This is a genomic window from Sulfurimonas hydrogeniphila (assembly GCF_009068765.1).
In the GTDB taxonomy this organism is placed as follows: domain Bacteria; phylum Campylobacterota; class Campylobacteria; order Campylobacterales; family Sulfurimonadaceae; genus Sulfurimonas; species Sulfurimonas hydrogeniphila.
Genome location: NZ_CP035534.1, coordinates 1,915,434 through 1,940,453, shown reverse-complemented (window position 1 = coordinate 1,940,453; position 25,020 = coordinate 1,915,434). Strand labels below are relative to the sequence as shown.

General features: G+C 37.6%; 26 protein-coding genes. 19 read left to right on the top strand and 7 right to left on the bottom strand.

What is annotated here, in order from left to right:
* Positions 1–3: 3 nt before the first annotated feature.
* Genes ETP70_RS10190 through ETP70_RS10175 form a run of 4 tightly spaced genes read left to right on the top strand, consistent with a single transcriptional unit; the run spans position 4 to position 5,161 of the window.
* Positions 4–591, top strand: a complete 588-nt coding sequence (locus tag ETP70_RS10190; protein WP_151901076.1) for a GNAT family N-acyltransferase — start codon at positions 4–6, stop codon at positions 589–591.
* On the top strand, positions 588–2,633 hold the full coding sequence (locus ETP70_RS10185) for a TonB-dependent receptor (RefSeq protein WP_188109985.1): 2,046 nt from the start codon (positions 588–590) through the stop codon (positions 2,631–2,633). The genes ETP70_RS10190 and ETP70_RS10185 overlap by 4 nt, the downstream gene beginning before the upstream one ends.
* Positions 2,634–3,179, top strand: coding sequence for a hypothetical protein (locus ETP70_RS10180; RefSeq protein WP_151901075.1), 546 nt, complete (start codon positions 2,634–2,636; stop codon positions 3,177–3,179). It begins immediately after the preceding gene.
* A 44-nt stretch (positions 3,180–3,223) separates the two neighbouring features.
* Complete coding sequence (locus tag ETP70_RS10175) at positions 3,224–5,161, top strand: GGDEF domain-containing phosphodiesterase (protein ID WP_151901074.1); 1,938 nt, start codon at positions 3,224–3,226, stop codon at positions 5,159–5,161.
* Here ETP70_RS10175 and ETP70_RS10170 read toward each other — a convergent pair.
* Entirely contained in the window at positions 5,158–6,732 is a 1,575-nt protein-coding gene (locus tag ETP70_RS10170; protein ID WP_151901073.1) for a DUF3373 family protein, read from the bottom strand. The two genes, ETP70_RS10175 and ETP70_RS10170, sit on opposite strands and share 4 nt — an antisense overlap.
* Before the next feature lie 302 nt (positions 6,733–7,034).
* Between ETP70_RS10170 and rpsB the strand changes: the two genes are divergently transcribed.
* From rpsB to argS, 9 genes are all read left to right on the top strand, one after another.
* The gene (gene rpsB / locus ETP70_RS10165; RefSeq protein ID WP_151901072.1) at positions 7,035–7,814 is read left to right on the top strand and encodes a 30S ribosomal protein S2; all 780 of its coding nucleotides are present in this window, start codon (positions 7,035–7,037) and stop codon (positions 7,812–7,814) included.
* Positions 7,815–7,816: 2 nt separating this feature from the next.
* Entirely contained in the window at positions 7,817–8,869 is a 1,053-nt protein-coding gene (tsf, locus tag ETP70_RS10160) for a translation elongation factor Ts (RefSeq protein ID WP_151901071.1), read from the top strand.
* Positions 8,870–8,954: 85 nt separating this feature from the next.
* Entirely contained in the window at positions 8,955–10,160 is a 1,206-nt protein-coding gene (locus ETP70_RS10155; protein ID WP_151901070.1) for an NAD(P)/FAD-dependent oxidoreductase, read from the top strand.
* A 29-nt stretch (positions 10,161–10,189) separates the two neighbouring features.
* On the top strand, positions 10,190–10,834 hold the full coding sequence (locus ETP70_RS10150; RefSeq protein WP_151901069.1) for an ABC transporter ATP-binding protein: 645 nt from the start codon (positions 10,190–10,192) through the stop codon (positions 10,832–10,834).
* Between the two features lie 10 nt (positions 10,835–10,844).
* Positions 10,845–11,609 carry a flagellar biosynthetic protein FliR gene (gene fliR, locus ETP70_RS10145; RefSeq protein WP_151901068.1) on the top strand — a complete coding sequence of 255 codons (765 nt, stop codon included), beginning with the start codon at positions 10,845–10,847 and terminating at the stop codon, positions 11,607–11,609.
* A gap of 71 nt (positions 11,610–11,680) precedes the next feature.
* Positions 11,681–13,027 (top strand): hypothetical protein, encoded by a 1,347-nt coding sequence (locus ETP70_RS10140; protein WP_151901067.1) that lies wholly within the window; start codon positions 11,681–11,683, stop codon positions 13,025–13,027.
* Positions 13,024–13,644 carry a guanylate kinase gene (gene gmk / locus ETP70_RS10135; protein WP_151901066.1) on the top strand — a complete coding sequence of 207 codons (621 nt, stop codon included), beginning with the start codon at positions 13,024–13,026 and terminating at the stop codon, positions 13,642–13,644. Before ETP70_RS10140 ends, gmk begins: the two co-directional genes overlap by 4 nt.
* An 87-nt stretch (positions 13,645–13,731) precedes the next feature.
* Positions 13,732–13,962, top strand: coding sequence for a Sec-independent protein translocase subunit TatA/TatB (locus ETP70_RS10130; RefSeq protein WP_151901065.1), 231 nt, complete (start codon positions 13,732–13,734; stop codon positions 13,960–13,962).
* Between the two features lie 3 nt (positions 13,963–13,965).
* Positions 13,966–15,561 (top strand): arginine--tRNA ligase, encoded by a 1,596-nt coding sequence (gene argS / locus ETP70_RS10125; protein ID WP_151901064.1) that lies wholly within the window; start codon positions 13,966–13,968, stop codon positions 15,559–15,561.
* A gap of 8 nt (positions 15,562–15,569) precedes the next feature.
* Here the strand turns inward: argS and ETP70_RS10120 are convergent, their stop codons facing one another.
* Positions 15,570–16,262: a L,D-transpeptidase family protein gene (locus ETP70_RS10120; RefSeq protein WP_151901063.1), complete on the bottom strand. Its 693-nt coding sequence runs from the start codon at positions 16,260–16,262 to the stop codon at positions 15,570–15,572.
* A gap of 58 nt (positions 16,263–16,320) precedes the next feature.
* Here ETP70_RS10120 and ETP70_RS10115 point away from each other — a divergent pair, with 58 nt between their 5' ends.
* Together ETP70_RS10115 and ETP70_RS10110 are read left to right on the top strand one after the other, a co-directional pair.
* Positions 16,321–16,956, top strand: coding sequence for a GNAT family N-acetyltransferase (locus tag ETP70_RS10115; protein ID WP_230973265.1), 636 nt, complete (start codon positions 16,321–16,323; stop codon positions 16,954–16,956).
* Between the two features lie 42 nt (positions 16,957–16,998).
* Positions 16,999–18,351 (top strand): Na+/H+ antiporter NhaC family protein, encoded by a 1,353-nt coding sequence (locus tag ETP70_RS10110; RefSeq protein ID WP_230973264.1) that lies wholly within the window; start codon positions 16,999–17,001, stop codon positions 18,349–18,351.
* Here ETP70_RS10110 and ETP70_RS10105 read toward each other — a convergent pair.
* Together ETP70_RS10105 and ETP70_RS10100 are read right to left on the bottom strand one after the other, a co-directional pair.
* Positions 18,329–19,072, bottom strand: a complete 744-nt coding sequence (locus tag ETP70_RS10105; protein WP_151901062.1) for a 3'-5' exonuclease — start codon at positions 19,070–19,072, stop codon at positions 18,329–18,331. The two genes, ETP70_RS10110 and ETP70_RS10105, sit on opposite strands and share 23 nt — an antisense overlap.
* Positions 19,073–19,189: 117 nt before the next feature.
* Positions 19,190–20,449 carry a transposase gene (locus ETP70_RS10100; RefSeq protein ID WP_188109950.1) on the bottom strand — a complete coding sequence of 420 codons (1,260 nt, stop codon included), beginning with the start codon at positions 20,447–20,449 and terminating at the stop codon, positions 19,190–19,192.
* Between the two features lie 265 nt (positions 20,450–20,714).
* Between ETP70_RS10100 and ETP70_RS10095 the strand changes: the two genes are divergently transcribed.
* The 3 genes from ETP70_RS10095 to ETP70_RS10085 all read left to right on the top strand — a co-directional run bounded on the left by ETP70_RS10095 (position 20,715) and on the right by ETP70_RS10085 (position 22,871).
* Positions 20,715–21,845, top strand: a complete 1,131-nt coding sequence (locus ETP70_RS10095) for a DUF819 family protein (protein ID WP_151901061.1) — start codon at positions 20,715–20,717, stop codon at positions 21,843–21,845.
* 107 nt (positions 21,846–21,952) lie between these two features.
* Positions 21,953–22,402 (top strand): MOSC domain-containing protein, encoded by a 450-nt coding sequence (locus tag ETP70_RS10090; protein WP_151901060.1) that lies wholly within the window; start codon positions 21,953–21,955, stop codon positions 22,400–22,402.
* 103 nt (positions 22,403–22,505) lie between these two features.
* Positions 22,506–22,871 (top strand): hypothetical protein, encoded by a 366-nt coding sequence (locus ETP70_RS10085; protein ID WP_188109984.1) that lies wholly within the window; start codon positions 22,506–22,508, stop codon positions 22,869–22,871.
* Positions 22,872–22,886: 15 nt separating this feature from the next.
* On the opposite strand, the gene ETP70_RS10080 is transcribed toward ETP70_RS10085, so the two are convergent.
* Both ETP70_RS10080 and ETP70_RS10075 read right to left on the bottom strand, forming a co-directional pair.
* Entirely contained in the window at positions 22,887–23,189 is a 303-nt protein-coding gene (locus ETP70_RS10080; protein WP_151901058.1) for a hypothetical protein, read from the bottom strand.
* Between the two features lie 139 nt (positions 23,190–23,328).
* Positions 23,329–23,919, bottom strand: coding sequence for a hypothetical protein (locus ETP70_RS10075; RefSeq protein ID WP_151901057.1), 591 nt, complete (start codon positions 23,917–23,919; stop codon positions 23,329–23,331).
* Between the two features lie 181 nt (positions 23,920–24,100).
* Here ETP70_RS10075 and ETP70_RS10070 point away from each other — a divergent pair, with 181 nt between their 5' ends.
* On the top strand, positions 24,101–24,376 hold the full coding sequence (locus tag ETP70_RS10070) for a GNAT family N-acetyltransferase (RefSeq protein ID WP_151901056.1): 276 nt from the start codon (positions 24,101–24,103) through the stop codon (positions 24,374–24,376).
* Here ETP70_RS10070 and ETP70_RS10065 read toward each other — a convergent pair.
* A complete protein-coding gene (locus ETP70_RS10065; protein ID WP_151901055.1) occupies positions 24,369–25,013 on the bottom strand; it encodes a leucine-rich repeat domain-containing protein in 645 nt (214 codons plus the stop codon). The genes ETP70_RS10070 and ETP70_RS10065 overlap by 8 nt on opposite strands.
* Positions 25,014–25,020 lie beyond the last annotated feature (7 nt).

Genomic DNA, 25,020 nt, shown 5'->3' with positions numbered 1-25,020 from the left:
ATGATGAATTTTACATTTTTAGAGGTAAGCGATAAAAAAACCCTGGACAAAGTTTTTGCTTTTAGGTATAAAATACTGAGGGAAATATATCCGGAATATCTGGAAAAAAATGCTCTTAAAGATGAAAAAGAGTATGACAAATATGACGCATATTCGGTACATTTTGCAGCATTGGATGAAGAAGAGAATGTCTGTGCAACAGTACGCCTGATTTATAATTCTCCCATTGGATATCCGACACAAAACAGTGCAAGGTTTGACAACAGTATGTTTGAAAAAAACAAACTTGGCGAGATGTCACGAATCTTTGTTGATAAAAAATACAGAAGTATGAAGACGACAAAAGTTATTATAGAAGCGGTAAAACATTATATGTATGGTAAAATGCTAGAAGAGGGAATAGAATATACATATGGAAATCTTGAAAAAAACTTTTTACGGCTGTTGAAAATATACAAAATGCCATATAAACCGGTAGGAAAGCTTCAGCAGCATCAAGATTTTGGATGGCGTTATCCTTGTATTTTATATACGAAAGAACTTGGGTGTGTAAATCCCGAATTAGTAAAATTATGGGGGACAATGGAGTGAAGCGCAGCATACGACTTTATTTACTTGTCTGTCTGGCAGTACTGCAACTGCAGGCAGAAGATTTGCTCTCTTCCATTATGACAGATATGAAGCAGTTTAATGAAATTGCTACACAAACAAAACAAAATGAACATTACCAACCCTATATTATCTCTGTCTTTGAAGCAAAAGAGTTGGAAAAGTTGGGTGTGTCGACACTTAAAGAGGCATTGTTGCTTGTTCCGGGTGTAGATATGGCTACTGATAATTTCAATAACCAGACACCGATTTTCAGAGGTTCCAACCCTTTTGCCTATGGACAGTCCAAACTGCTTATAGACGGTGTTTTAGTAAACAATCTTTTCTTTGATTCTTATTCCGAGTATCTTTCCATGCCGATAGAGATGATAAAACGCATAGAGGTTATCAGAGGACCAGGGAGTAAAGTAGACGGGATTAATGCCTATGCCGGATCTATTAATGTTGTTACTTATGCAGAAGATTTTGAAGAATTTGAATCAAATGACAAAGTTGTATTTAAATACGGGTCGTATGATTACACAATGGGCGGTTTTGTAAAAAACTTTAAAAGCAAAGAGTTTAAGACACATATAGATTTTTATTACCAAAAAGACAATAAAAATATATCTTCCGGTCCGGACGGACTCTCTCAAGGTGCGTTAGGTCCGGCAAACATAGCTTTGTCCCAGTCCGGTGAGGCTCCCCTGTGGCTTGATGAATATTCTCTCGGACTGGATGTAAGGTACAAAGACTTTCGACTCAAAGCCCGTATGCTGCAACATAAACAGGGAAGCGCCTACGGGATCAACCTTGCCCTGCCTCAAGAGAGTGACAGAATGAGACTGCCGAGTTACTATGCTGAACTGGGATATATGAAAAAGATACACTCTTTTAAACTGGACATAAAAGCAGGAGTAAAATACGATGCTTTCGATTCAAAAGCAAAACTGGCACCTGATAATTTGGTTTTAGGCAGTGTAGTATTTCCTGATGGTATTTACGGAGAGCATTATGCAAAGCAGAGAGTTTTGTATCAGTCGACGTATGTGAAATACAGCGGAGTTGCAAAACATACCATTACAATAGGCTACAAAGCAAGACAGGAGAGAACGATCCAGATGAGTTCGAAACTCTCCAATCTTGCTACGGGTGATGCAACTTTGGTAGATTATACGCTGACACGGCCGTTTTTTGATAAAGATGCTTCACGGGATGTTTATACGTTCTTTTTGGGGGATGAATACAATGTTAATGCTAAGCTAAGCATCTTATACGGTATAAATTATGAACAGACTTCTTATGAAGATGCAGGGTTTGAACCAAGAATTTCTTTTGTGTATCATAAAGATTTCAAAAACATATTTAAAGCCATATACAGTAACTCCCACAGAAATCCCTCTTGGCAGGAGATGTTTACAAAAAACAACAGTGCAAGAGTAGGCAGTACAGATTTAAAGCCGGAGAAAGTAACATCGTATGAACTGGCATACATCAGAAATTTTTCCAATGATGCCTATTTGCAGGCGAATCTTTTTTATCTTGCCAACAAAGATCAGATATACAATTCTGTTACGGATCCTGTGTATAAAAACAGTGCCAAGACAGATATTTACGGAATAGAACTTGAGTTCAGGGGGCATATCCTGCCTAATGACAAAGTATATGCAAATTATACCTACACAGATGGCAGCTACAGGATGGATGGCAGCAGCGACAGTAATAACCTGCCGAATGTATCCCATCATCTGGTAAAAGGATTTTATATTTATAATATAAATCCTGCTTTGGCTTTGAGTGCAACAGCAAAGTATGTCAGTTCAAAAGAGAGGGTGGAGACAGATCTGCGTCCAAAGCTAAAGGGCTATATGACACTCGATACTGCAGTGAATTATAAAAATATTCAGTATGGCTATACATTGAATGTCAGTGTGAAAAACCTTTTTGATACAGATGTGCGATACCCCTCTTCACCAAATACCTATGTAAATGATTATGCGCAGGAACGCAGAACATTTTTACTTACCTTTAAAAAGAGGTTTTAGATGATGCGTTTATTACTTTTACATTTCTTGTTTGTTCCTCTGCTTTTTGGATACAGTTATGATGAGTTGTTACTCAAAGCACAGGCATCAATTTTTCCAAAAATCATGTTACTTGATAAAAAAATAGAAAAAAAACTTATAAAAAACAGACTTGTATATACCATTGTGTGTGATGAAAGTGATTATGATACAGCCCTACATGTAAAGCAGTATATAGAAAATAAATTTAAAGGGCATTTTGATAAATACCCTTATGAAGTGAAGATAGTTGATTTCGCACATCTTGATATGAAAACACCTGCGTCCGCATTTTATGTTCTGAAATCTTCCAAGGAGAATATTGCCAGAGTTGCAAAAATTGCCAGGGAAAAAGGAATCATCACCTTTTCGTATGATATAGAAAATCTAAAAGAGGGACTGCTGCTCTCCTTGCTGATAGAAAAATCAACCATGATTTATCTTAATAAAGAGAACCTGAGAGATGATGTTGATTTTGTCTCTTTTTTATATCAAATGGTAAAGTTTTTGGACAAAGATAGTTTTTGACATAACATTTATGCTAAAATATATGCAAAAAACAGGCTTGCTGCATGAAAGAAAAAAAATTCAAATCGCTCTCATTCAGGATTATGAGCTCCATCGTAATCACCTCATTTATTACAATTGGGGGGATTTTTTTTGCATTTGAAAAAATAAACAAACATGCCTTTTACAATATGGAATTTCAAAAAGCAACCCTCATCTTAAAAACAATAGAACCTTTGATAGCGGTAGATATGTATCTGGGACTAAAAAACCAAATCGATGTGAAACTGAAGCAGTTAATGCAAAATAAAGAAATTCTCTCTGTGAAGGTTTTTGAAAAGGACAGGTTGATTTATGAAACAAGATCTAAAAACAATTATCAGAGTCTTTTTACCATCAAATGGGATATTCTTCAGCCAAATTCCAGGAAGAAAATAGGAACAATTGTTTTAAGCTACTCAAATCACAATTATGAACAGCTTATACAACAGTATACACATTTGCTTCTCAAAATGCTTGTGATTCTTTTCCTGATATTTATATTTCTTGGTGCCTATATAGATAATTTGCTTAAGCCTTTGCGAAAAATTGCCAATATATTAAAAGGTTTTACACCGGAGAAAAAATTAAAGATAGAACCGATGCAAGAGAATAATGAGATCGCGCTTATAGTCTCTGCATTAAATGAGATGCAGGAGAAAGTATTTGACTATGCAAGAAAACAAAAAGATATCAACGCCTATCTGGCAAGAGAAGTCGAGAAGAAAACAGTAGAGTTGAAAAGACAGCTTTTTATAGATGATCTGACACAGTTGCCCAACAGAAAAAAACTTTTTTACAATATAGAAAATTTGAATAATGACGGGGCATTGCTGATTTTAAATATAGATGATTTTAAAGAGATAAATGATTTCTACGGACAGATTGCAGGGGATTATGTCCTCAGAGAATTTGCAAAAAAACTGCAGGCTTTTGTTGAAGAGGAGCAAAACATCAGTGTCACACGACTCTCAGGAGATGAATTTGCTCTGTGCTTTAGAGCAAGGCCTTCTCACAGGACTTTTATGCGAATTGTCAACAGTCTGTCAAAAGAGATTGAACAGATGGTATTTCATTATGAAGAAAACGAGATTTATATCCGTGTGACAATGGGTGGAACATTGCAGCCCAATGAGATGTTGGAAAAAGCAGATATTGCCCTTAAAGTTGCCAAAGAGCAGAAAAAGTATTTTCTGCTGTATGATGAAAAACTTGAAATAGAGAGAAAATATCAAGAAAATATGGAGTGGGTGAAAAAACTGAAAGCTGCCATAAAAGAAGAGAGAATAATGCCTTTTTTCCAGCCTATTTTTGATACCCGAACGAAAAAAGCGGTGAGTTATGAATGCCTTATTCGCCTGATAGAGACAGACGGCTCAGTTGTCAGTCCTTACAGGTTTTTAGATATTGCCCAAAAAAGTAAACTCTATCCGCAGTTAACAAAGATTATGCTGAGTAAAAGCTGTCAGTATTTTGAGCACAGAGACACATCGTTTTCGGTCAATCTTTCTATTGATGATATACTTGATGCAGAGATGGTGCAGTATATTCAAAAAACCGTTAAAAAATACGGTGTCAGCAAAAAAATAGTTTTTGAGATTCTTGAGACGGAAGGGATTGAAAATTATGAAGAGGTTTCAGTTTTTATACGCAAGATGAAAACATTGGGCTGTAAAATTTCTATAGATGATTTTGGTGCGGGGTATTCCAATTTTGAGCATATGCTCAAGCTTGATGTTGATTACATTAAAATTGACGGCAGTCTTATCAAAAATCTTGAAACAGATAACAATGCACACATAGTAGTTGAAACAATTGTAGATTTTGCCAAGAAATTAAACCTGGTGATTGTAGCGGAGTTCGTTCATAATCAAGCGGTGTTTGAAATAGTAAAATCGCTTGATATTGAACGGGTACAGGGTTTTTATCTGGCTGAGCCAGATAAAGAGATACCCAAAAACTAGTATCTGTATCTGAGATAGAAACGGATATCCTGGGCTGTATCTACGACCTGGGAACCTAAACCGGCTGCAATTGCCTGGTCAATGCTCATTGCATTTCCTGAAGTGCTTCCGAAGAAGCCGTTGCTTCCGGCATATTTATAGTCTATATATGTATAGCGAATCTGAAAAGATAAAATATCTTCTATCAAAGGTTCTGTAAAGTATGCCTCGTATGCATTTCCGCGAGCTGCGAGTTTTGAACCGATGTTCGTATCTTCACCGTAGGTAATACTTCTCCAGTATTTTGAACCGTGATTAAATTCGATTCCCCATCTTCCTTCTTCTGTCACAAGTGAAGGTACCTGCAGTCCAATCCAGTAAGAATACCCTTTCACACTTTCATCAACCGCGCTGCCAAGCATGCTCTGTCCTTTGTCCGGGTCTGTAATACTTACAGCGCCACTGACAAAAAAGAGTGTATCGTCTAAAAAGTCATTGATTCCGTCTCCTATACCGTTTGCTACAAAGTTGGCTGTAAATGAGTGTATGTTGCCGACAGTCTGAAAACCTTGTGTCTGGTTTGCGGGATTGACAACATCAATCAGGTTTCCTGCATAATAGTACTGGGAATTCACAGAATACTGTCCGTCGCTCCAAGGAGTAAAGATCAGTCCAACCAGGTCTATAGATGCATTTGAAGTTGTATCTGCATAAGGGGCTGTATTAAACCTCGGTGCTGCATTGCTCATGCCGCGGCCGGCACAGAATTTGACATACATCCCGTCAATACCGGTTACATTTTCTAAATTAAACTTAGAGCTTAATCCGTCAAACTCAACATTGATTGTATGCCCCATCGGAGAAGCTGCATGGTCATCATCTCTCAGGTTGACAAGATGTCCGTTTGTTGAAGGACGGCGTCCTACACTGAATGTCCAGGGAATATCACTGCCCATAAAGGTGTCGTTTTTGTAGAAAAAGTATGCAGAACGTACTCTTAAGGTATCGTTATAGGCATTTTCATTGGCTATCCAGTCAAATGTTTCAAAAGAGGCATTTGCAGGATTGGAAGCACCGCTTCTGGCACCGAATGCTTTGTTGTATGCAAGTTGCCCTGTAAAACTCAGGTGTTTTGTAGCCGCCCAGTTCATATTTAACCAGAGTCTGTTTGTCATAAAAGCATTGTTCTTTTGTGTGCTGCCGTCTGCCATTTTGTACTGAAGATTGTCAACGGCAAATCTGTAATCAACATTGAATTTTATGTGATTTCCGTTGGTGTTTCTGTTGAGATTAGAAATGGAATCCTGAATCTCTGCGAGCTGCTCTTCTACCGTCATTTCATCATCATCTTCGTCATCTTCTTCATCTGATGAAGCTGTTGCCTCGGTATCATCAGCCGATTCTTCCTCATCAGCATCTTCTTCTTGCATCATAGATGCCTGTTCTTTTGCTTTAAGGGCATCAAGCTCTTTTTTCATCTTTTTCATTTCAAGTTCCATTGCTTGAAATCTGTCATACATTGATTCGGCATTTACATTTGTTGTTCCTAAAATAGCAATAGTTGCTAAAGAAAGCAGTAGAGGTTTCTTCATTTCATCCCTTTTTTGTGTTGTTTCTGTGATACTATACATTGTTTAAGATAAATTTACTTTTAAACAAGTGCAGATATATATAAATATTTGTTATGCAAATGCAAAATTGCATATTTTTAAAAAAGCTGGCTTTAAATAAAGTTTTAGTATAATTCGCGGATTTTTCTTTTACATGTAAGAGAAAATATTAACAGGTATGTGTCAAAAGTCAGTGCAACCCGTTTTTTAACGGATAATTGTTCGACATTACCAAAGCCAACTGACAAATTTCTGGTTTGAAACAAAACCTTTAAGGATACCCTATGGTAACTATGAAAGACCTTTTAGAATGCGGTGTACACTTCGGACACCAGACACGTCGTTGGAACCCGAAAATGAAAAAATACATTTTTGGTGTTCGTAAAAATATCTATATTATAGATTTACAAAAAACTTTGCGTTATTTCCGTAACACATATACTATTGTTATGGATGCGGCAGCTGAGGGCAAGACTATTCTTTTCGTCGGTACAAAAAAGCAGGCACGTAATTCTGTAAGAGAAGCAGCTATCGCTTGTGGTATGCCGTATGTAGACAACAGATGGTTGGGTGGAATGCTTACAAACTTCCCGACTATTCAAAAGTCTATTCGCAAACTTGATGTGATTACACAAATGCAGGAAAACGGACAGATAGATCTTTTGACGAAAAAAGAAGCATTAATGCTTTCTCGTAAAAAAGACAAACTTGAGCAGTATTTCGGTGGTATCAAAGATATGAAAAAACTTCCTGATATGCTTTTTGTTGTTGATGCGGTAAAAGAGCATATTGCAGTTTTGGAAGCAAGATGTTTAGATATTCCAATTGTAGCACCGCTTGACACAAACTGTGATCCGGATCTTATCACATATCCTATTCCTGGTAATGACGATGCTATCCGTTCTATTCAGCTTTTTTGTCGTGAAATGACAGCAGCTATCAATGAAGGAAAAGCACTTCGCGATGCACCGGCAGAGCAAGAGCAAACAGAAGAAGCTGTAAGTGAAGAAACAGCAGCTACAGAAGCTCCTGCAACTGAAGAAAAAACTACAGAGGAAGCATAATTATGGCAGCAGTTACAGCAGCAATGGTAAAAGAGTTGCGTCAGGCAACTGATGCACCGATGATGGATTGTAAAAAAGTTTTAGTTGAAGCTGACGGAGATATGGAAAAAGCGAAAGAGCTTTTAAAAGAGCGCGGCATCGCCAAAGCAGCCAAAAAAGCTGACCGTGTTGCGGCTGAAGGTCTTGTTGGACTGAAAATGGCTGATGACAACTCGAAAGCTTCTGTGGTTGAAGTAAATTCTGAAACAGATTTCGTTGCACAAAACGAAGGCTTCCAAAATCTTGTAAAAGATACGGCAGAAGAGGTATACAACAATCAGCCTGCTGATGTTGATGCGCTTATGGCAAGTGAATTCGGTGCCAAGTTTACAGAAACTGTAACGAAAATCGGTGAAAAAATCGAAGTACGCCGTTTTGGTACGCTTACAGCTGCTCCGGATGAGGCATTAAACGGATATATCCACTCAAACAGCCGTATAGCCGTTATTGTAAAAGCAAAATGTGACAGTGAAAAGACTGCGGAGTGCATGAAAGATACATTGAAACAAATTGCTATGCATGCATCGGCTATGAAACCGACAACACTCAGCTATAAAGATTTTGATCCTGAGTATGTTGCAAGTGAAACACAGGGTCGTATTGAGGCACTGAAAAAAGAGAATGAAGAGTTGCAAAGACTTGGAAAACCTTTGAAAAATGTACCTAAATACATCTCTATGATGCAACTCACTGATGAAGTGATGAAGCAGGCTGAAGCTGACATCAAAGCAGAATTGCTTGCAGAGGGAAAACCTGAGAAAATTTTAGACAAAATTATTCCTGGTAAAATTGCCCGTTTTATTTTAGACAACACACTTCTTGATCAGGAACAGGCACTTTTAGACCAGCAATATGTTTTAGATGACAAATTAACTGTAGCTCAGGCAGTTGAAAAAGCAGCAAAAGCATGCGGCGGTACTGCCGAGATTACTGAATTTATTCGCCTTGAAGTAGGTGAAGGAATCGAGAAAAAAGAAGACGACTTCGCAGCAGAAGTTGCAGCACAAATGAGCTAAGCCTTTGGCTTGACTCATTTCTTACTACAAACCCCTCCCTTTTTTAAAAACTCCGTTTTCCTGAATTTTATGCTATACTTTTTGCATGAGTATAAATAATTATAATAAAATCATTGTTATCGGCGGCGGTTACGGCGGTCTCAGGGCTGTAGAAAATCTTGCCAAAGACAAAAACAATCAAATTACACTTTTTGATAAAAATGCCTATCATTTTATGCAGACAGATGTATATGAACTTATTGCCAATGAAAAAGATTTTGCAAAAGTGAGTGTCGATCTTTTTACCTACTGCAGCGGATTTGAGGGAAATGTCAGTTTTTACAAACAGGAAGTCGAAAATATTGACTTTGAAAATAAAAAAGTCATTACTGATACACAACGGTTTTCTTATGATTATCTTATTATAGCTGTGGGTGCACGGACAAAATTTGTCAACAGTATTGAGGGGCTCAAAGAGTATGCTCATGGAGTCAAGGCATTGCATCGTGCGATGTATTTTAAACAAAAGTTTGAAATGTCGCTTTTTAAAAAAGTACAGGAGAGCGGTGTTACATGTAAGGCTTTGAGTATTGTGGTTGCCGGTGCAGGACTGAGCGGTGTTGAAATAGCGGCACAGATGGCATCATATGCAAAAGAGTTTTATTGTGAAAATAATTTTTTATGCAGAAAATTAAATATAGTCCTTGTCAGTTCATCAAAGCAGATACTCAAAGGTTTGGATGATTTTTTAGTCGAAAAGTCTCACAAAAGATTGCTGGATCTCGAAGTCGTTATAAAATCAGAGGCAAGAGTGGTCTCTTTGACACAAGAGAGTGTTACACTGAGCAACGGAGAGACCATACCTATGGATTTTATGATTTTTGCCGGAGGAATTGAGCCAAACGGACTCATCTATAAACTTGACTTGCCGAAAAATGAAAGGGGTTTTTTAAATATCAATGAGTATCTGCAGGCAGGTTCAAAAAAAGAGGTTTTTGCCATAGGTGACTGTGCCACTTTGTATAATAAAGGTGAATTAATAGCACCTACGGCAGATGTTGCTGAGCAGATGGCAGAGTTGTGCAGTGAAAATATTATGCGTATCGGCACAAACAAAAATCTCAAAGCGCATGATATCCGTTCACGTGGTATGTTGATTGCCCTGGGACGCAGGTATGCAGCAGGAAAAATTTCCAATATATACATCAGTGGATTTGTGGCATTTGTTATGAAAAAATTTATTGAAAAAGTCTATTTTATAAAACTGGACAGACGTTCAAAAAAAGGCTGTGATAAAATTTTTAATGCTTAAAATAAGCAAGAGTAGAATATAATAGCCCTATGAATCTATTATCTGCCAAAAATTTATCACACTCATTTGAATATGAGCTTTTTTCTGACGTTTCCCTCTCTCTTGAAAGTAATGAAAGTATTGCTATTATCGGTATGAGCGGGAGCGGAAAGTCTACGTTGCTGCATCTTTTATCTACTCTTTTGAAACCAAAGAAGGGGACTGTTGCGCTTTTTGGAAAAGAGACAGCCTCTATGAGTAAAAAAGAGCTGACGCTTATAAAACGAAACAAACTCGGTATAGTTTTTCAATCCCATTATCTTTTTAAAGGCTTTAGTGCCTATGAAAATCTTGAAGTTGCCCAAATTCTTTCACAAAAAGAGATAGACAACAGTTTAATCAAAGATTTGGAAATCGAGCAGTGTATGCACCAAAAAGTCACGGAACTCTCAGGCGGACAGCAACAGCGTGTCTCTATTGCAAGGGTTTTGACAAAAAAACCTTCAATAATATTTGCCGATGAGCCGACAGGAAATCTTGACAATAAAACGGCTGCGGAAGTAATGAAACTTTTTTTTGATTATTGTCAGGAGAATGATGCCGGTATGATACTTGTAACGCATGACAATAATCTGGCCAACATGTGTAAACGAGTCTATAAACTTGAAGACAAAGCATTGAAACCAATTAAATAAGGTTAGAAAAGTGGGATGGACACAGATACTTAACGAAACGAATGTAGTAGCCTTTCTTTTGCTTTTTTTTCGTTTTGCCGGATTGTTTATTGCTGTGCCTATTTTCAATCATCAAAATATCCCAATGAACATTAAAGCGACCATGGCTTTTTTCTTTACAGTCGTTTTTTACTCTTCTATGCCTCCTCTGCATATAAGTATTGATGTGCCTACTGTTGTCATTGCTATACTGGGTGAACTTTTGCTGGGTCTGTCAGTGGGCGTTGTATTGCAGCTTGCCTATAATGTCATTACTTTTGCAGGCGGTCAAATATCTTTTATGATGGGCTTTTCGATGGCAAGTGCTATTGATCCGCAGTCAGGCATTTCAATGCCTATAATTTCTCAGTTTCTCTCTTTGATGGGCTTAATGATTTTGCTTGTACTCAATCTGCATCACTGGATGCTGCTTTTTGTCGACCATTCTTTAAAAACAGTGCCTCTGGGCGGTTTTATGATGAGTAAAGATCTGTTCCACTACATTATGCATGCGGCATCAAACATGTTTTTGGTCGGTTTTATTATTGCTTTTCCCGTAATTGCACTTTCATGGCTGGCCGATGTCATATTTGGGATGCTTATGAAGACAATGCCTCAGTTTAACCTTCTGGTCATTGGTTTTCCTATTAAAATAATGGTGGCTTTTGTCGTGCTTATAGCAACTTTTACTACAATTATGCTATTACTCAAGGGAGAAATTCAAGAAGCATTTAACTCTTTGGAAATACTTTTTTAGTTTTTTTTTGATACAATAGTGCTAATAGAGATTTTTGAAATTCAATCAATAGATCATCCAAAGGAATATGCGTGAAAATACTGCTTTTAAATGATAATCCCGTTGTAAATAAATTAGTGACGCTCAGTGCACAAAAAACTTCTGATGAAGTAGAAACAGTCTCTGGTCTTGAGGAGATTTCATCACATGATTATGATTTGCTTATTGTTGATGACAGTGTTTACACTGATGATTTACTGCATGAATTAGAGGCAAAAATAAAATATAAGAAATCACTGTTTATATGTGCAAAAGATGCCAAAGAGAGAGATTCTTTTTCATCAATACTGAAAAAACCTTTTTTACCGACTGATTTGGTAGAACTTTTTATGATGTTGGAAAAAGAAATCAAAAAAGAAGCAGATGAGATGCCGGTTGAAGAACTGCATGCACAAGAGAATGAAATAGAAGAATTGGATGATTTGGATACGCTGACTGATGATTTGGACCTGGATGATGAGTTGATTTTGGATGATGATGAAGAAGATTTCGGTGAAAGCGTACTGGATGATGAAGAGGCACAGAAGGTAAAAGATCTGCTTGATGAAAATGAAGAAGATCTCTCTTTTGATGAGGAAGTACAAAATGATCTTGAGAGTCTGGAACTGGATGAGATGGGATTAAATGAAGAAGAGTTTTCCCTGGATGAGTCTTTGGATGAAGAGGCACCGGAGCAAAAACCGGAAGCAGAAGAGGCATCTGCCGAAGAAGAGGATCTCATGGAGGCTTATGACATGGCATTGGATCTGGAAGATGAAGCAGACGTTGATATTTCAGAGGAGGAGAGTTTTGATTTGGAAGAGGAAGTCAAAGCACTTGAAGACGAAGAACTGCAAGAACTCGAAACAGCAACAGTAGAAGAGCTTGAAGAGGAAATAGACGAAATTGTCACAGATGAACTCAATGCCAAAGAGGGTGACCTGGCAGTGGATCTGGCATTGGATTTGGAAGACGAAGCAGATGTTGATATTTCGCGTGATCCTGTAGATGATTTAGAGATGCCGCAAGAGGCAGAAGATGCAAGCCTGGAAGAAGAAATTCAAAATGCTGTTGAAAATCTGACACAAGAAGATTTAGAGAGCGAACTGGATGAAGATACTCTGCTTCAAATAGCAAAAAACGAGATTGATCCGTTGGAGAGCCTGACAAGCAAAGATTTAAAAGAGGCTCTTGGAGAAGAGACAGAGGAAGAAACAGCAGAAGAGACGGATCTTTTGGAACCTGAAGAAACAGTAGAGTCTGAAGAGGAGAATAAAGAACAAAACAGTGGAGTCGAAGCACTGAAAAAACTTCTTGAGGCACTCAGTGACAAAGATGTTGCAGCATCTATGAAAGGAATGAAAATCAGTATAAATATTACATTGGGTGACAACTCATGAGTGCTATTCACGGGGCAGTTTTGGTTCTTTCCGGTCCAAGCGGGGCGGGAAAAAGTTCTTTAATCCATAAAATTATCGATGATATCGGTGAATGTTATTTTTCCATATCTACAACAACACGTCCCATGAGAGAGGGAGAAGCGGATGGTGTGGATTATTATTTTGTGGATGAAGAAGAGTTTAAAAAAGAGATAGAAGAAGATCAGTTTTTAGAGTATGCCATTGTGCATGGAAATTACTACGGAACTTCACTCAAGCCGGTTAAAAAAGCGCTCTCTGAAGGAAAACTGGTTATTTTTGACATAGACGTGCAGGGGAACAGTGCAATTAACAGTCGGCTCGGGGATATTACAACTTCTGTGTTTATTACGCCACCGACGCTGAGTGAATTGAAAAGAAGACTGCAAAACAGACAGACGGATGCGCAGGAAGTGATAGAACGCAGAATTCAAATGGCCAGACGTGAAATTCAGAGAGTCTCTGAGTATGAATATCTTTTGATAAATGATGATTTGGATGCTGCTGCTGAAAAACTGCGTCTTATTGCAACTGTTGCAAGATTTAAAAAATCAAATGAAGAGATTAACAAATTTGTCCAAAAATGGGAAGATTTGTAAAACTTCAAAACATAATATATAGTGATAAGAGAATTTACAGCAAATGTGAGTTATACTTCACAACATAATTTATAACAAGGAAAAAATATGGGAATGCCTAGTGGAACTGAACTACTGATAATCTTCGGAATTATCGTTTTATTATTTGGAGCAAAAAAGATACCTGATTTAGCAAAAGGTCTCGGAAAAGGAATCAAAAACTTCAAAGCAGAAATGAAAGAGGTTGATGAAGTAGAAGTTGAGACACCGAAAAAAGTTGAAAAAAGTGATGAAGTAGCTTCTACTGAATCAACTCCTAAATCTACAACACAAGCCTAAACATTGAAACAACGTGTATCGGCGTTATTACGCGAAAAAATAGGTCGTGAAGTTGTTTTAGAAAAGCCACGTGATCGTTCTTTTGGTCACTTTGCTACTCCTATAGCATTTTCTTTGGCAAAAGAACTCAGAAAATCTCCGATGGTCATTGCGGATGAACTGGCTTCATCTTTTGAAGAGAGTGAAGTATTTTCCAAAGTAGAGGCCGTCAAAGGCTATTTGAATTTTCGTTTAAGTGAAGATTTTTTAGCTGAGTATGCTTCCTGGGCTTTGGAGAATCCTGCAGAGTTTGCAAAACAGGAAAAAAACCAAAAAATACTTTTAGAATTTGTCAGTGCAAATCCAACCGGACCTCTGCATATCGGTCATGCAAGAGGTGCTGTTTACGGCGATACTCTGTACCGTCTGGCAAAACATCTCGGATATGATATAACAGCCGAATATTATGTAAATGATGCCGGCAATCAGATTGATCTGCTTGGACTTTCTATTCAGCTTTATGCAAGAGATCATCTTTTAGATGAAACGGTAGAATATCCTGAGAGTTATTACCGCGGAGAGTATTTGGATGCACTTGCCCGTGATGCGATGGAAAAATTCGGCAGAGAAATTTTTTATGATGAATCTCGTCAAAAAGAGTTGGCGCTTTGGGCAAAAGATGAAGTGATGAAAATCATTGTCAAAGATTTGGGTGATTTGAATATTTTCTTTGACACTTTTGTGTATGAATCAACTTTGTATGCTGACTGGGGCAGAGTGATGCAAAAAATGGGCGACGGCATTTATGAAAAAGAGGGCAAACTCTGGATAGCTTCAGAGGCTAAAGGTGATGAAAAAGACAGAGTTGTTGTCCGTGAAGACGGTCGCCCGACTTATCTTGCCGGCGATATAGTCTATCACAATCAAAAATTTGAACGCGGGTATGATCATTATATTAATATCTGGGGAGCGGATCATCACGGATACATTGCCCGTGTGAAGGCAGCAGTTGAATATCTTGGATATGACTCAAAAAAACTTGAAGTGCTGCTTTCTCAGATGGTAAGTCTTTTAAAAGACGGCGAACCGTATAAAATGAGTAAGCGTGCCGGCAATGTCATACTTATGAGTGATATAGTCGAAGAGATAGGTGCAGATGCTCTGCGTTTTATTTTTGCATCGAAAAAGAGCGATACCGCACTCGAATTTGATTTGGCAGAGTTTAAAAAACAGGACAGCTCGAATCCTATATTTTATATCCAATATGCACATGCACGTATTCAGACACTGCTCTCCAAAGCAACTGTGTCCAAAGAGGATATTGCAAATGCAAGTTTGAAAAATCTTGGAGAAAATGCAGATACACTATTGTTTGATGCACTTTTGCTGCCTGAAATCATTGAAGATGCTTTTAACACAAGACAGGTGCAGAAATTAACTGATTACCTGAAATCTCTGGCAGCTTCTTTGCATAAGTTTTATTATGATGTGCGCATGATCGGTACAGAAGATGAAGCAAAGCTTTTAAAGCTCATGCTGATGGTTGCGTTGAGTATAAAAACAGGACTTTCACTTATGGGTATTGCAGCCAAAGATAAAATGTCTAAAGAAGAGGAGTAATCCTCTTTTTATTTGAGCAATTCGGAATTTTTCAGCTGCGGATAAAGTTTGAGAACCTTTTTAGAGGATTTTTTTGGAATCTGCACTAAAACAGGGTTTTTCTTCTTATCAAGCCAGCCGGCAATCTTTTTTATATCTTTTTCACTCATGGAAGTACAGCCGACAGTGGGACTCTTCGGTGCACGCTCAATATGCATAAATATACATGAACCTCTTCCTCTTGCTGACTTTTTGTTATAATCAACGACTATGCCTGTTTTGTACTGGACATCGTTTCGTTTCATATATTCAAAGCTTTTTTCATCTCCCTGTGCCATAATTATCTGATTATAGAAATTTGAGTTTGTATCATCAACACATATCAGATTTTTCTCAGCATAAAGATAGGGCATTTTATAATTGCTTTTTGGAGCGTAACCAAAAATTGCACTTAGGCTGAAAATCCCTGCAGGTGCTTTTTTATCACCTTCATATTTCAACGCTTCATCAGGCTTTTTTTGAAATTCCCTGCTTTCTGCACCCCAGCCTAATCCATTTTTCCCCAAATTGACGCTCATCGTCTCAAAGACTTTGTTTGAGCCCTCATAACATTCGAGTTTTGCCGATGAACTGTTCATATCATTGGCAACAACGAGCACTATTTGCTGGGAAGAAAACAAGAAAATTGACAAACTTGCTGTAATTAAGAAACTTTTTATCATAAAGTATGGTACTATTACTATTATACGATGTCAAGAGTAAAATAGATAAAATTAAAGTTTGGATAAAACAATGAGTCTTAAAATAAAACAGGCTACGGCTGAAGATGCTTCTTTTTTAGCACAAATGATTTTACAAAGTTCACGGGCAGGAAAAAAGAAGGGTCTTTTTGATGTGCTTTTTGGGACAGATAATGATACAGAAGTCTTGGAAAAACTACAAAAGCTTACACAGACACAGTCAAAAAGCCATTGCCATTACAAAAATTTTTTAATAGCGCAAATGGACGGAAAGAGTGTGGGGAGCTTATGCAGCTATGAGCCCAGAATTGCAACAAAAGAGGCTTTTGAAGAGGCCCTCAAAGAGATAGGTTGCGGTGATGAGATCCAAAAACCGTTGGAAGTTGTGTATGAATGCAGTTTTAATACAAGCAAAAGCAGATTGATGTTTGATTTTATGGAAGAACTTGAGGGATTTATTGATGTGGGTGTACTCAAAGCATTGATGCAAAAAAGTCTGCTCACTGCAAGACTCAAGGGCTACAGTATTGTACAGACCGTTATAGAGATAGGGTCTTTGGAAGCAGAACTTTTTTACAAAAGACTCGGCTTTGAAATTGTCGATAAAAAAGAGTGTGATGCGTACAGAGAAATTTTTGGCAGAGCCGGTGTTATGCTTCTGGCTATGGAATTCTAAAGGCTTCTTATAGAACTCTCTTTTCTCTCGGTTCTCCCCTCTTTGTTAGCCATTGTTTTGGCGCTCTATACCAAAAATATTGTACTCTCTTTATCTGGCGGTATATTTTTAGGACTTTTTTTTCTGCATGGTTTTTCATTCCTTGCAACGGCTGATGCTCTCGTTGCACTTTTTTTCTCTTTGTTAAGTGAAGGGTGGATACTTAAGACACTGGCTTTTGCAGTGCTTGTCGGAAGCGTTATGGAGTTGATGCAAAAAAGCGGAGGCATTAACGGATTTGTCTCTTTTATGACCCAAAAAACAAGACTTGTCAATTCTCCCCGTTCCGCTTTGCTTGTCAGTTACTTTATCGGTGTATTGATTTTTATAGAATCTTCCATAACTGCTTTAATAGCAGGAGCTGTCGGCAGACCGCTTTGCGACAAAGAAAAAGTGCCGCATGCCAAACTGGCTTTTGTCTGTGACTCCACTTCTGCGCCTGTCAGCTCTTTAATTGTTCTTAACGGCTGGGGTGCGCTTTTACTCGGACTGATTGCGACGCAAATACAAACAGGCATCATAGAAGGTGATAATGTAAATTTATTACTCCATAGCGTCATGTATAATTTTTATGCCATGAGTGCTTTAATTGTTACTTTTTTGGCTGTTTGGTTTAATATTGACATTGGCGCGATGAAACATGCCAAGCTGTCTTTAGCCAAAACTTCTTTACATGTAAACGCGCATGTGAGTATGAATTATATGCTTATCCCGATCTTTTTGATGATTGCATTTGTGTTTGTATTCTTATACATAACGGGAGAGGGCAATATGCTCAAAGGAAGCGGTTCGACTTCTATTTACTATACAATGCTTGCTACTTTGAGTGTAATGTTTCTCTATTATGTCGGGACAAAAAACATGTCTGTAAAAACTTATACAAAAAGCGCTTACATTGGAGCCAAAAAACTTTTTCCGATTGCTGTGATACTGCTTTTTGCTTTTGCTATAGGAGAAGTAACGGTTGACTTGAAAACAGGGGAGTATCTGGCTTCACTTGCCAATGAGTCTCTGAGTCTGTTTCTTTTAAGCGGTGTGATATTTTTGCTCAGCAGCATCATCTCCTTTTCCACAGGAACATCCTGGGGTACTTTCAGCATTATGATACCCATAGCCGTACCGATGGCTGTTGGGATGGATGCTGATGTGGCTTTGGCAATAGGAGCGGTTATCAGCGGCGGTGTTTTTGGGGATCACTGTTCTCCTATTTCTGATACGACAATTATCTCCTCTTTGGCAAGTGATTGTGAGGTAATCGAACATGTAAAGACACAACTCCCTTATGCGCTTATAAGCGGTTTTATTGCTTTTTTTCTGTTTATACTGTTTGGATTTATGACTCCAGGTAGTAGTTGATAGAGTAGCGCAGATCTTCATCAATATTTTCCATATTCTTCAACATCCATCGCAGATATCCTGCATCTTCACTTGCAACTTCTTCAAGACTTTTGCCTTTGTGTTTTCCAAATCTGAATGTTTGTACCAAAATAGGAGTGTTGGTTAAATCGACCATCTTTTCAACAGGATTTTCATTTGGAAACTGTTCTTGGACAATATCTTTGAGTTTAGAGAGAAAGAGTTTCAAGACAAGGACATCACCGATGGCATCATGGGCCTTGACAACGATGCCAAGTGCCTCGGCCTCTTTTTCTTCTTCTTTGTAGAGTTCCATTTTATAGCGAAAATACTGCAGTCTGTGCGCCTCTTCATCCGGCATAACATGTTTTGCAACCCTTAGCGTATCTATAACTTTCATCTGTGTTACAAAGCCTTCTTTTTCGAGCATTGTTATATCAAAAGGGGCATTGTGAATGATGAGATAATTCTCTGCAGTATTTAATTCCAGAAGTCTTTTGTATGCCTGTGTCTCTACACAAGGCGGCTTGCCTTCAATCAAATCAGGTGTAATCCCATGCACTTCCATCGCACCGTATTTTATAGCAATATCAGCAGAACAAAATTTGTTATGCACTTCTATCTCTTTTGTGCCTAAAACCATATAACCGAGTTGAATTATTCTGTCTTCTTCATTTGTACCTGTTGTTTCTGTATCTAAAATCACATATTTTTTTGCCATCAGAGTTTCACTTTTAATTATATTATAAAGCATATTGGAACCTAGGCTAAAACCTCACTGCCATTAAGTTAAGCATTTATTTGGAACCGGTACTTCAGTCATAAGTATCTACACAACTTAAAACTCCATCTGCATAAAGTCATTGAGTTCTTTTTTAATGCTATGGAGTTCTTCAATATCATAAAGTTCAAGCATATCCATAGCAGAGAAGAAGTTCCATAAACCTGCTAACAGAGCCGGAGAGGTAGATATCTTCTTTCTTGCTACCAATCTCCCGCTTAATCGAACTAAAAACTTTCTAATTGCCAGCATGTTTTTACTATTTGTATGTTCAATTTCCCATACAAGCAAACAGGCATAAGAGGCAACAAACAAGCGTTTAAATATAGCCTGTGCACTCTCTTGCTGCCATTTTTCCAAATTAAACCCTGAGCTTTTTAACAGTTTAAAATACGTTTCTATATTCCATCTGTAATAATACCACAATCCTATCCTTGTTATATCAACATCTTTTGGAAGATTGCTTAACAGAAGCCAGGTAGCAACTGTATTGTTCTTCTCATCTATGAGTCTTTGGACTATAAATCTGTTTTTTATTGGCTTGCCTTTTACTTTTTGTTTTATTGTTTTACCTTGTGGCGTATCTGTCTTTTGATAGCTGTCTCTTGTTATAAGTATATCTACCGTATTAACATAAATTTTTACTTTTTTATTTTGATACTGTATAGTTTTTACATATTTGCCTTTATCCATTTTTTTGGACAACTCTTTTTGGGTAATATCTTCATCTTCATACCTGACTTTGACATTGTCTAATGCTCGTACTATATATAAATCCTCTTTTTGCAGTCCTCTGAAAAACCCCGCACTGTCTGCTTCTCTGTCAATTACATGTACAATTTTCTTTTGTATGTTGAGGGATTGATTGATATAAGCTATTCTTTGTGTTAATTCACCGAGATGGGTAAGATGACTCTTCATTGTAGGATTATAGCTTGAGAGCACTTTATCTTGTGTCTTTAGGTTCTGTACCAAGGGAAGGATTGGTTTGCCGCTGCTGCTCTCAATTGCAAGGGAACTTTGCAACTCATATCCTCTTGATGAAGCATTATTTACATTGCTTCTGCGTTTTCGTATACAATCTGTTTTTGCCGTATGGTTTTTATAATTTATGAGTGACCAGTCATGGGCTACAAGTATATATTCATCACTGCTTTTATTAATAGTTTTAATCCCTCTTGTAAGCATTGGCTCATTGAGTGACTCTATATCTACATGCTCATTATTGTAAAATCTCCAAGCACTTTGTGCTTGTGAAAATCCTTCAGTCTTTTGTAGCAGGTTTAATCCATTGGTACTGTGTTGTTTATGATTCATATGACTTTTTACCAGTCTCATATATCTTTTTTTTTAAACGCTCTTCCATTGCATAAACTCTCTTGTTTTTTAAAATCTTATGCAATATCTATTCCGCTTTCTTTGCTTTTTTGAGTTGTGTAGATACTTATGACTTCAGTACCGGTTCCGAGAAAGCATTAATTTTCTCAACTTAATGGCAGTGAGGTTTTAATCCCAGGCTAATTTGCTTTGATTTACCATGTCGCTATTATATGATATACTAATGAAAAAGTAGGTTAAAGCTTTGATTGACTCTCCTTTGATATATCTTTTTACACTTGCTTTACTTGTAACAGCACTCAGCTTTGCACAAATCAAAACAAAACACAAATTTTTCGAGTATATTCCTGTTGTTGTGCTGATATATGCTTTTTCTATGCTGCTTGCCTCTTCGGGAGTGTTTGCGCAAAATCAGGAGATTACAGCTGTCTACAGACTGACAAAAACGAATCTGCTGCCGGCAATGCTTTTTTTGATGCTTCTGGAAGTGGATTTTAAGCATTTTTTCAAGCTCAGAAAATCGCTTTTAATCGCTTATGTTTTAGCTGTTTTTTCCATTGCTTTTGCCTTTATAGTCGTTGCATATTTGTTTGGGTTTGACAAAGAAACAGCAGCAGCATTTGGCGCACTCGCAGGGAGTTGGATGGGAGGTACGGCAAATATGATCGCTGTCGGAAGTGCTTTACATGTAAGTGAAGATGCCTTTGCCTATGCTCTTGTTGTGGACAGTGTCAATTATACTGTATGGGTGATGCTCTTGCTTTTTTTGGTCCCTTTTGCAAAAATATTCAACAGGTTTACAAAGAGTGAAGAAAAACTTGCCTATCTGGATAAAATCGGTTGTGCCTGTTCTGTGGGTGCTAAAAGATACTGGCTCCTAATTCTTCTGGCACTCGGAGCATCTCTGTTTTCTCAGATAATAGCCGAAAAATTGGTGATACTCAATACAACGACAAGTATTGTTGTTTTTTCCACACTCTTAGGGGTGCTCGGCTCTTTTACAAAATTACGGTTTATAAACGGTTCAAACGAAGTGGCAACAACCATGCTCTATATTTTAATAGCACTGATAGGTTCTCGTGCTGTCATAGAAAGCTTCAGTGGTCTTGGCATGTATGTTTTTGCCGGTTTTGCCGTCTTGCTTGTGCATGCATTGATAATGGTGGCAGGGGCAAAAATATTCAAGCTCGATTTATTCAGTATCTCAGTTGCCTCTCTGGCAAACATAGGCGGTGTGGCTTCGGCACCAATTCTTGCGGCAACTTACAACAAAGCACTTGTAAGTATAGGTGTACTGATGGCAATAATGGGGTATTTGATAGGAACTTTTGGCGGGCTTTTGGTCGGATATATACTTATTTACAGCACGCAGTAGAGAATTTATCTATTATTATTTTATTTATCTAATTAAAATTAGTAATAAGGCTACAGACAAATTATGTTACTATCATTAAAATTTTATAATGATATGAAGGATAAGAAATGACAGAGGGAAAAGTATTATCGTTGTTTGTGACGATGCCTGATATGATGCGTGCGGGGCATCGTATGAAATGTGAAGACTTTGATTGCGATGAGAACGGAATTGTTGGGAGCAGAGACTATGACAACGGTGAAGTGAAGCCAATGGTTTTGGTTTCAAAAAAAAGTTATGACATCATAGAAGATGCAGAACTTGTGTTTGAAAGAGGACTTTTAATGGAAGATATTTACGTGGATGTTGACCTGTATCATCTCAACAAAGGTTCGATAATAGAGATCGGCGAGATGCTTTTTGAAGTTAACGGGCCGTGTGAAGATTACCGGTATCTGTATGCATTCGCTCCTGAACTTCCTGCACTGATAAAAGGAAAACGCGGTCTTTTTGTAACGCCTCTTGAATACGGCGGAATTGCAGTCGGAAATGATGTAAAAGTGGTAAAAGAAGTTTAGTTTGAAAAAAATAGGCATTGGCATTGAATACAGTAATATCTGTAAGGATTATAATACATTTTATTTGGACAGAGACAATTTAGATCCTGAAACTTCTCAATGTATGAAAAAAGTTATGGCATGGAGTCAAGAGTTTTTGTCCGAATTATTGGATGCTTTTGAGTATAAAATATTTAATTTAAATGCATCTGTTCCTGTCAAAGTTTCAGATATCGCTTCGAAAAGATTTCTTTTTTATTCACTGGAAAAGGGAATAACACTGCAAAGCTATGTGCTTGCAAAAGAGTTCACACAATATGAAGGCTTGGCTGCCTGGGAGTTGCAAAACGAGAGTAATATTCTTGTCCAAAATGACGAAGACGGCGGAGCACTTTATTTTTATGTCAATGAAAATTCTCAAGAGTATGAATGGATAACTTCCAAATTAAAAGATTTTTCACTGGATGAAATTCCTTTTACTGTAAAATAAAAAACAGAGAGGGCATCAGCCCATCTCTACAGAATCTATTTCACCTTTGAACTCTTCAATGGAAAATGTTATTCTGTTGGCGATCTCCTCGGGTGTTTCCCGCAATAAGGTTGCATCCAAATGAATTTTACGTGTATGTTTGTTGTAATCACCCAAAACATAGGTAACTAATACAAAAGGGGTTTCTGATACATCACACTCTTTTACCGTTGTTTCAACACCGGGTATACAATAATCAATATCTATATCCGGATCTACCATCGCTTTGTTTACCAGTGTAACAACTTTCTCTAATTTTTCTTTCGTTACTGCGTCCATAACAAATTCTCCTGAAATAATATCGTCTATAGAATAATTATAGCAAAGTTAACAGTATCCATGCAGATATGAGAACTCTTTTTGTGAAACATGACAAAAGTGTGTAAAAAACGAAAAACTGCTCTTACATCATATTTTCTTATTCTATGCCATGAAACTGTTTATAGATTCTTTGGACATAATTCGGCTTAAGACCTAATATTTTGATTTCTGCTATCTCTTCTTTGATATGCTCTTTTTTGATTGCTATGAGCATTTCCCATCTCTTGACAAGTATCTCTTTGATATCTGACTCAAAATCACCTTCATAATCAGGGTAGGCTTTGGCAAGTGCTGTGACAATTTCATGTAACGCAGTTGTTTTTATAATATCAAGCTGCTCCTGAGGATGTGTTTTTTCCACATTTACATAGTGTGCCCATGTAGCTTCCAAAAGAGTTCTTATCTCCTGTGCATAGTCTCTCTCCTGTGTTGAGAATTTTTCTTTTAACAAGTCGGGAATATCTTTAAATTCATTTGCATTGACTATTTCAAGTTCTTCTTGAAAGCCTTTTAAATCTTCTTCATACTCGGCTGCATCTTCATAGAGTTTTGCAATTTCAGCATTTTTGTCCCTATTGTTGTTTGCTTTTTTTGGAGCAGGATTTTTTTCTTCTTCATTTGCGGCACAGGCTTCTTTAAGCTCCTGCATTTGCATTTCCATATACCGTTTTGTTTCTTGAGTAGCCATATAATCAGTACCTCACAATAATTTTTTTTGTATTTTAGATAAAACTACAGTAATTTGAAGTTAAAGAAGAAAACATCTTCATTTCTTAGGCTTATATAAAGGTTGTGAAATTTATGTAATTGACAGGGTAGTTTCTTTTTAAATTTAGCATGATAAAATTATAGAAAAAAAAGGAAAAGAGATGTCAAATACTTTAATTCACAATCCAGATGAGTGCAGATACGAATACCATATAGACGGACATGTGGCTTATATAACATATGATGATCAGGATGGCAAGATGCACTTGACACATACTATTGTACCGCAAGAACTGGCGGGAAAAGGTCTTGCAAAAGCTTTGCTTGAAGATGTGCTCAAAGAGATAGAAAAAGAGAATAAAAAAGCTGTGGCGCAATGTTCGTATATTGTCAAATATCAGGAAAAAAATCCTGACAAGAGTCACCTGTTTATATAGAAACACAACAGCCTTTTTGCATAAGCCTGTCCAGCCACAGGGCATGCCCTTGGGTTAATGAAAGCCTGTTGTAAGTGAAGTCCAGCTCTTCCAGGTTTAGCAGATTTTCAATCTCGTCAGGCAGGGTACTCAGCCGATTCTTCCAGAAAGTCAGCTTGGTTAAATTTGTCAATTGTCCGATTTCAGCAGGAAGGGATGAAAGCTGATTTGCGCCCAGTTCCAATGTTTTTAAATTTTTGAGCGAAGCGATCTCTTTTGGTATGCCTGAGAGTCTGTTTTCCTGCAAAAGAAGCAGTTTCAGATTTTTTAAAGACCCTATCTCTTTTGGCAGTTCTTCCAATTGATTCCCTGCAAGATAAAGTTCTTCAAGCTGTGTCAGAAGGCCTGTCTCCGGGGGCAGTTTCCTCAACCGGTTTCCCAGCATATAAAGTTTTTTTAAATTCTTAAGACAGGCTATTTCCGGCGGCAAGTCTGAAAGCTGACTGCCAAGAAGATTGAGCTCCTGCAGTCCGAGCAATGATTCTTTGTCTCTCGGAAGTCCTCTGAAATAGCCACCTTTGAGATAGGAATCATGCGCTATCCACTCTAAATCGGATATATTGTTTTTATCAGCCCAGTCCCAGATTTTTTGAATCATTGGATCT

What these genes read in the sequence shown, in the direction of transcription:
- ETP70_RS10190 (WP_151901076.1), top strand. Translation starts at nt 4, where the DNA reads ATGAATTTTACATTTTTAGAGGTAAGCGATAAAAAAACCCTGGACAAA.
- ETP70_RS10180 (WP_151901075.1), top strand. Translation starts at nt 2,634, where the DNA reads ATGATGCGTTTATTACTTTTACATTTCTTGTTTGTTCCTCTGCTTTTT.
- ETP70_RS10175 (WP_151901074.1), top strand. Translation starts at nt 3,224, where the DNA reads ATGAAAGAAAAAAAATTCAAATCGCTCTCATTCAGGATTATGAGCTCC.
- ETP70_RS10170 (WP_151901073.1), bottom strand. Translation starts at nt 6,732, where the DNA reads ATGAAGAAACCTCTACTGCTTTCTTTAGCAACTATTGCTATTTTAGGA.
- rpsB (WP_151901072.1), top strand. Translation starts at nt 7,035, where the DNA reads ATGGTAACTATGAAAGACCTTTTAGAATGCGGTGTACACTTCGGACAC.
- tsf (WP_151901071.1), top strand. Translation starts at nt 7,817, where the DNA reads ATGGCAGCAGTTACAGCAGCAATGGTAAAAGAGTTGCGTCAGGCAACT.
- ETP70_RS10155 (WP_151901070.1), top strand. Translation starts at nt 8,955, where the DNA reads ATGAGTATAAATAATTATAATAAAATCATTGTTATCGGCGGCGGTTAC.
- ETP70_RS10150 (WP_151901069.1), top strand. Translation starts at nt 10,190, where the DNA reads ATGAATCTATTATCTGCCAAAAATTTATCACACTCATTTGAATATGAG.
- gmk (WP_151901066.1), top strand. Translation starts at nt 13,024, where the DNA reads ATGAGTGCTATTCACGGGGCAGTTTTGGTTCTTTCCGGTCCAAGCGGG.
- ETP70_RS10130 (WP_151901065.1), top strand. Translation starts at nt 13,732, where the DNA reads ATGGGAATGCCTAGTGGAACTGAACTACTGATAATCTTCGGAATTATC.
- ETP70_RS10120 (WP_151901063.1), bottom strand. Translation starts at nt 16,262, where the DNA reads ATGATAAAAAGTTTCTTAATTACAGCAAGTTTGTCAATTTTCTTGTTT.
- ETP70_RS10105 (WP_151901062.1), bottom strand. Translation starts at nt 19,072, where the DNA reads ATGGCAAAAAAATATGTGATTTTAGATACAGAAACAACAGGTACAAAT.
- ETP70_RS10100 (WP_188109950.1), bottom strand. Translation starts at nt 20,449, where the DNA reads ATGAATCATAAACAACACAGTACCAATGGATTAAACCTGCTACAAAAG.
- ETP70_RS10090 (WP_151901060.1), top strand. Translation starts at nt 21,953, where the DNA reads ATGACAGAGGGAAAAGTATTATCGTTGTTTGTGACGATGCCTGATATG.
- ETP70_RS10085 (WP_188109984.1), top strand. Translation starts at nt 22,506, where the DNA reads ATGAAAAAAGTTATGGCATGGAGTCAAGAGTTTTTGTCCGAATTATTG.
- ETP70_RS10080 (WP_151901058.1), bottom strand. Translation starts at nt 23,189, where the DNA reads ATGGACGCAGTAACGAAAGAAAAATTAGAGAAAGTTGTTACACTGGTA.
- ETP70_RS10075 (WP_151901057.1), bottom strand. Translation starts at nt 23,919, where the DNA reads ATGGCTACTCAAGAAACAAAACGGTATATGGAAATGCAAATGCAGGAG.
- ETP70_RS10070 (WP_151901056.1), top strand. Translation starts at nt 24,101, where the DNA reads ATGTCAAATACTTTAATTCACAATCCAGATGAGTGCAGATACGAATAC.
- ETP70_RS10065 (WP_151901055.1), bottom strand. Translation starts at nt 25,013, where the DNA reads ATGATTCAAAAAATCTGGGACTGGGCTGATAAAAACAATATATCCGAT.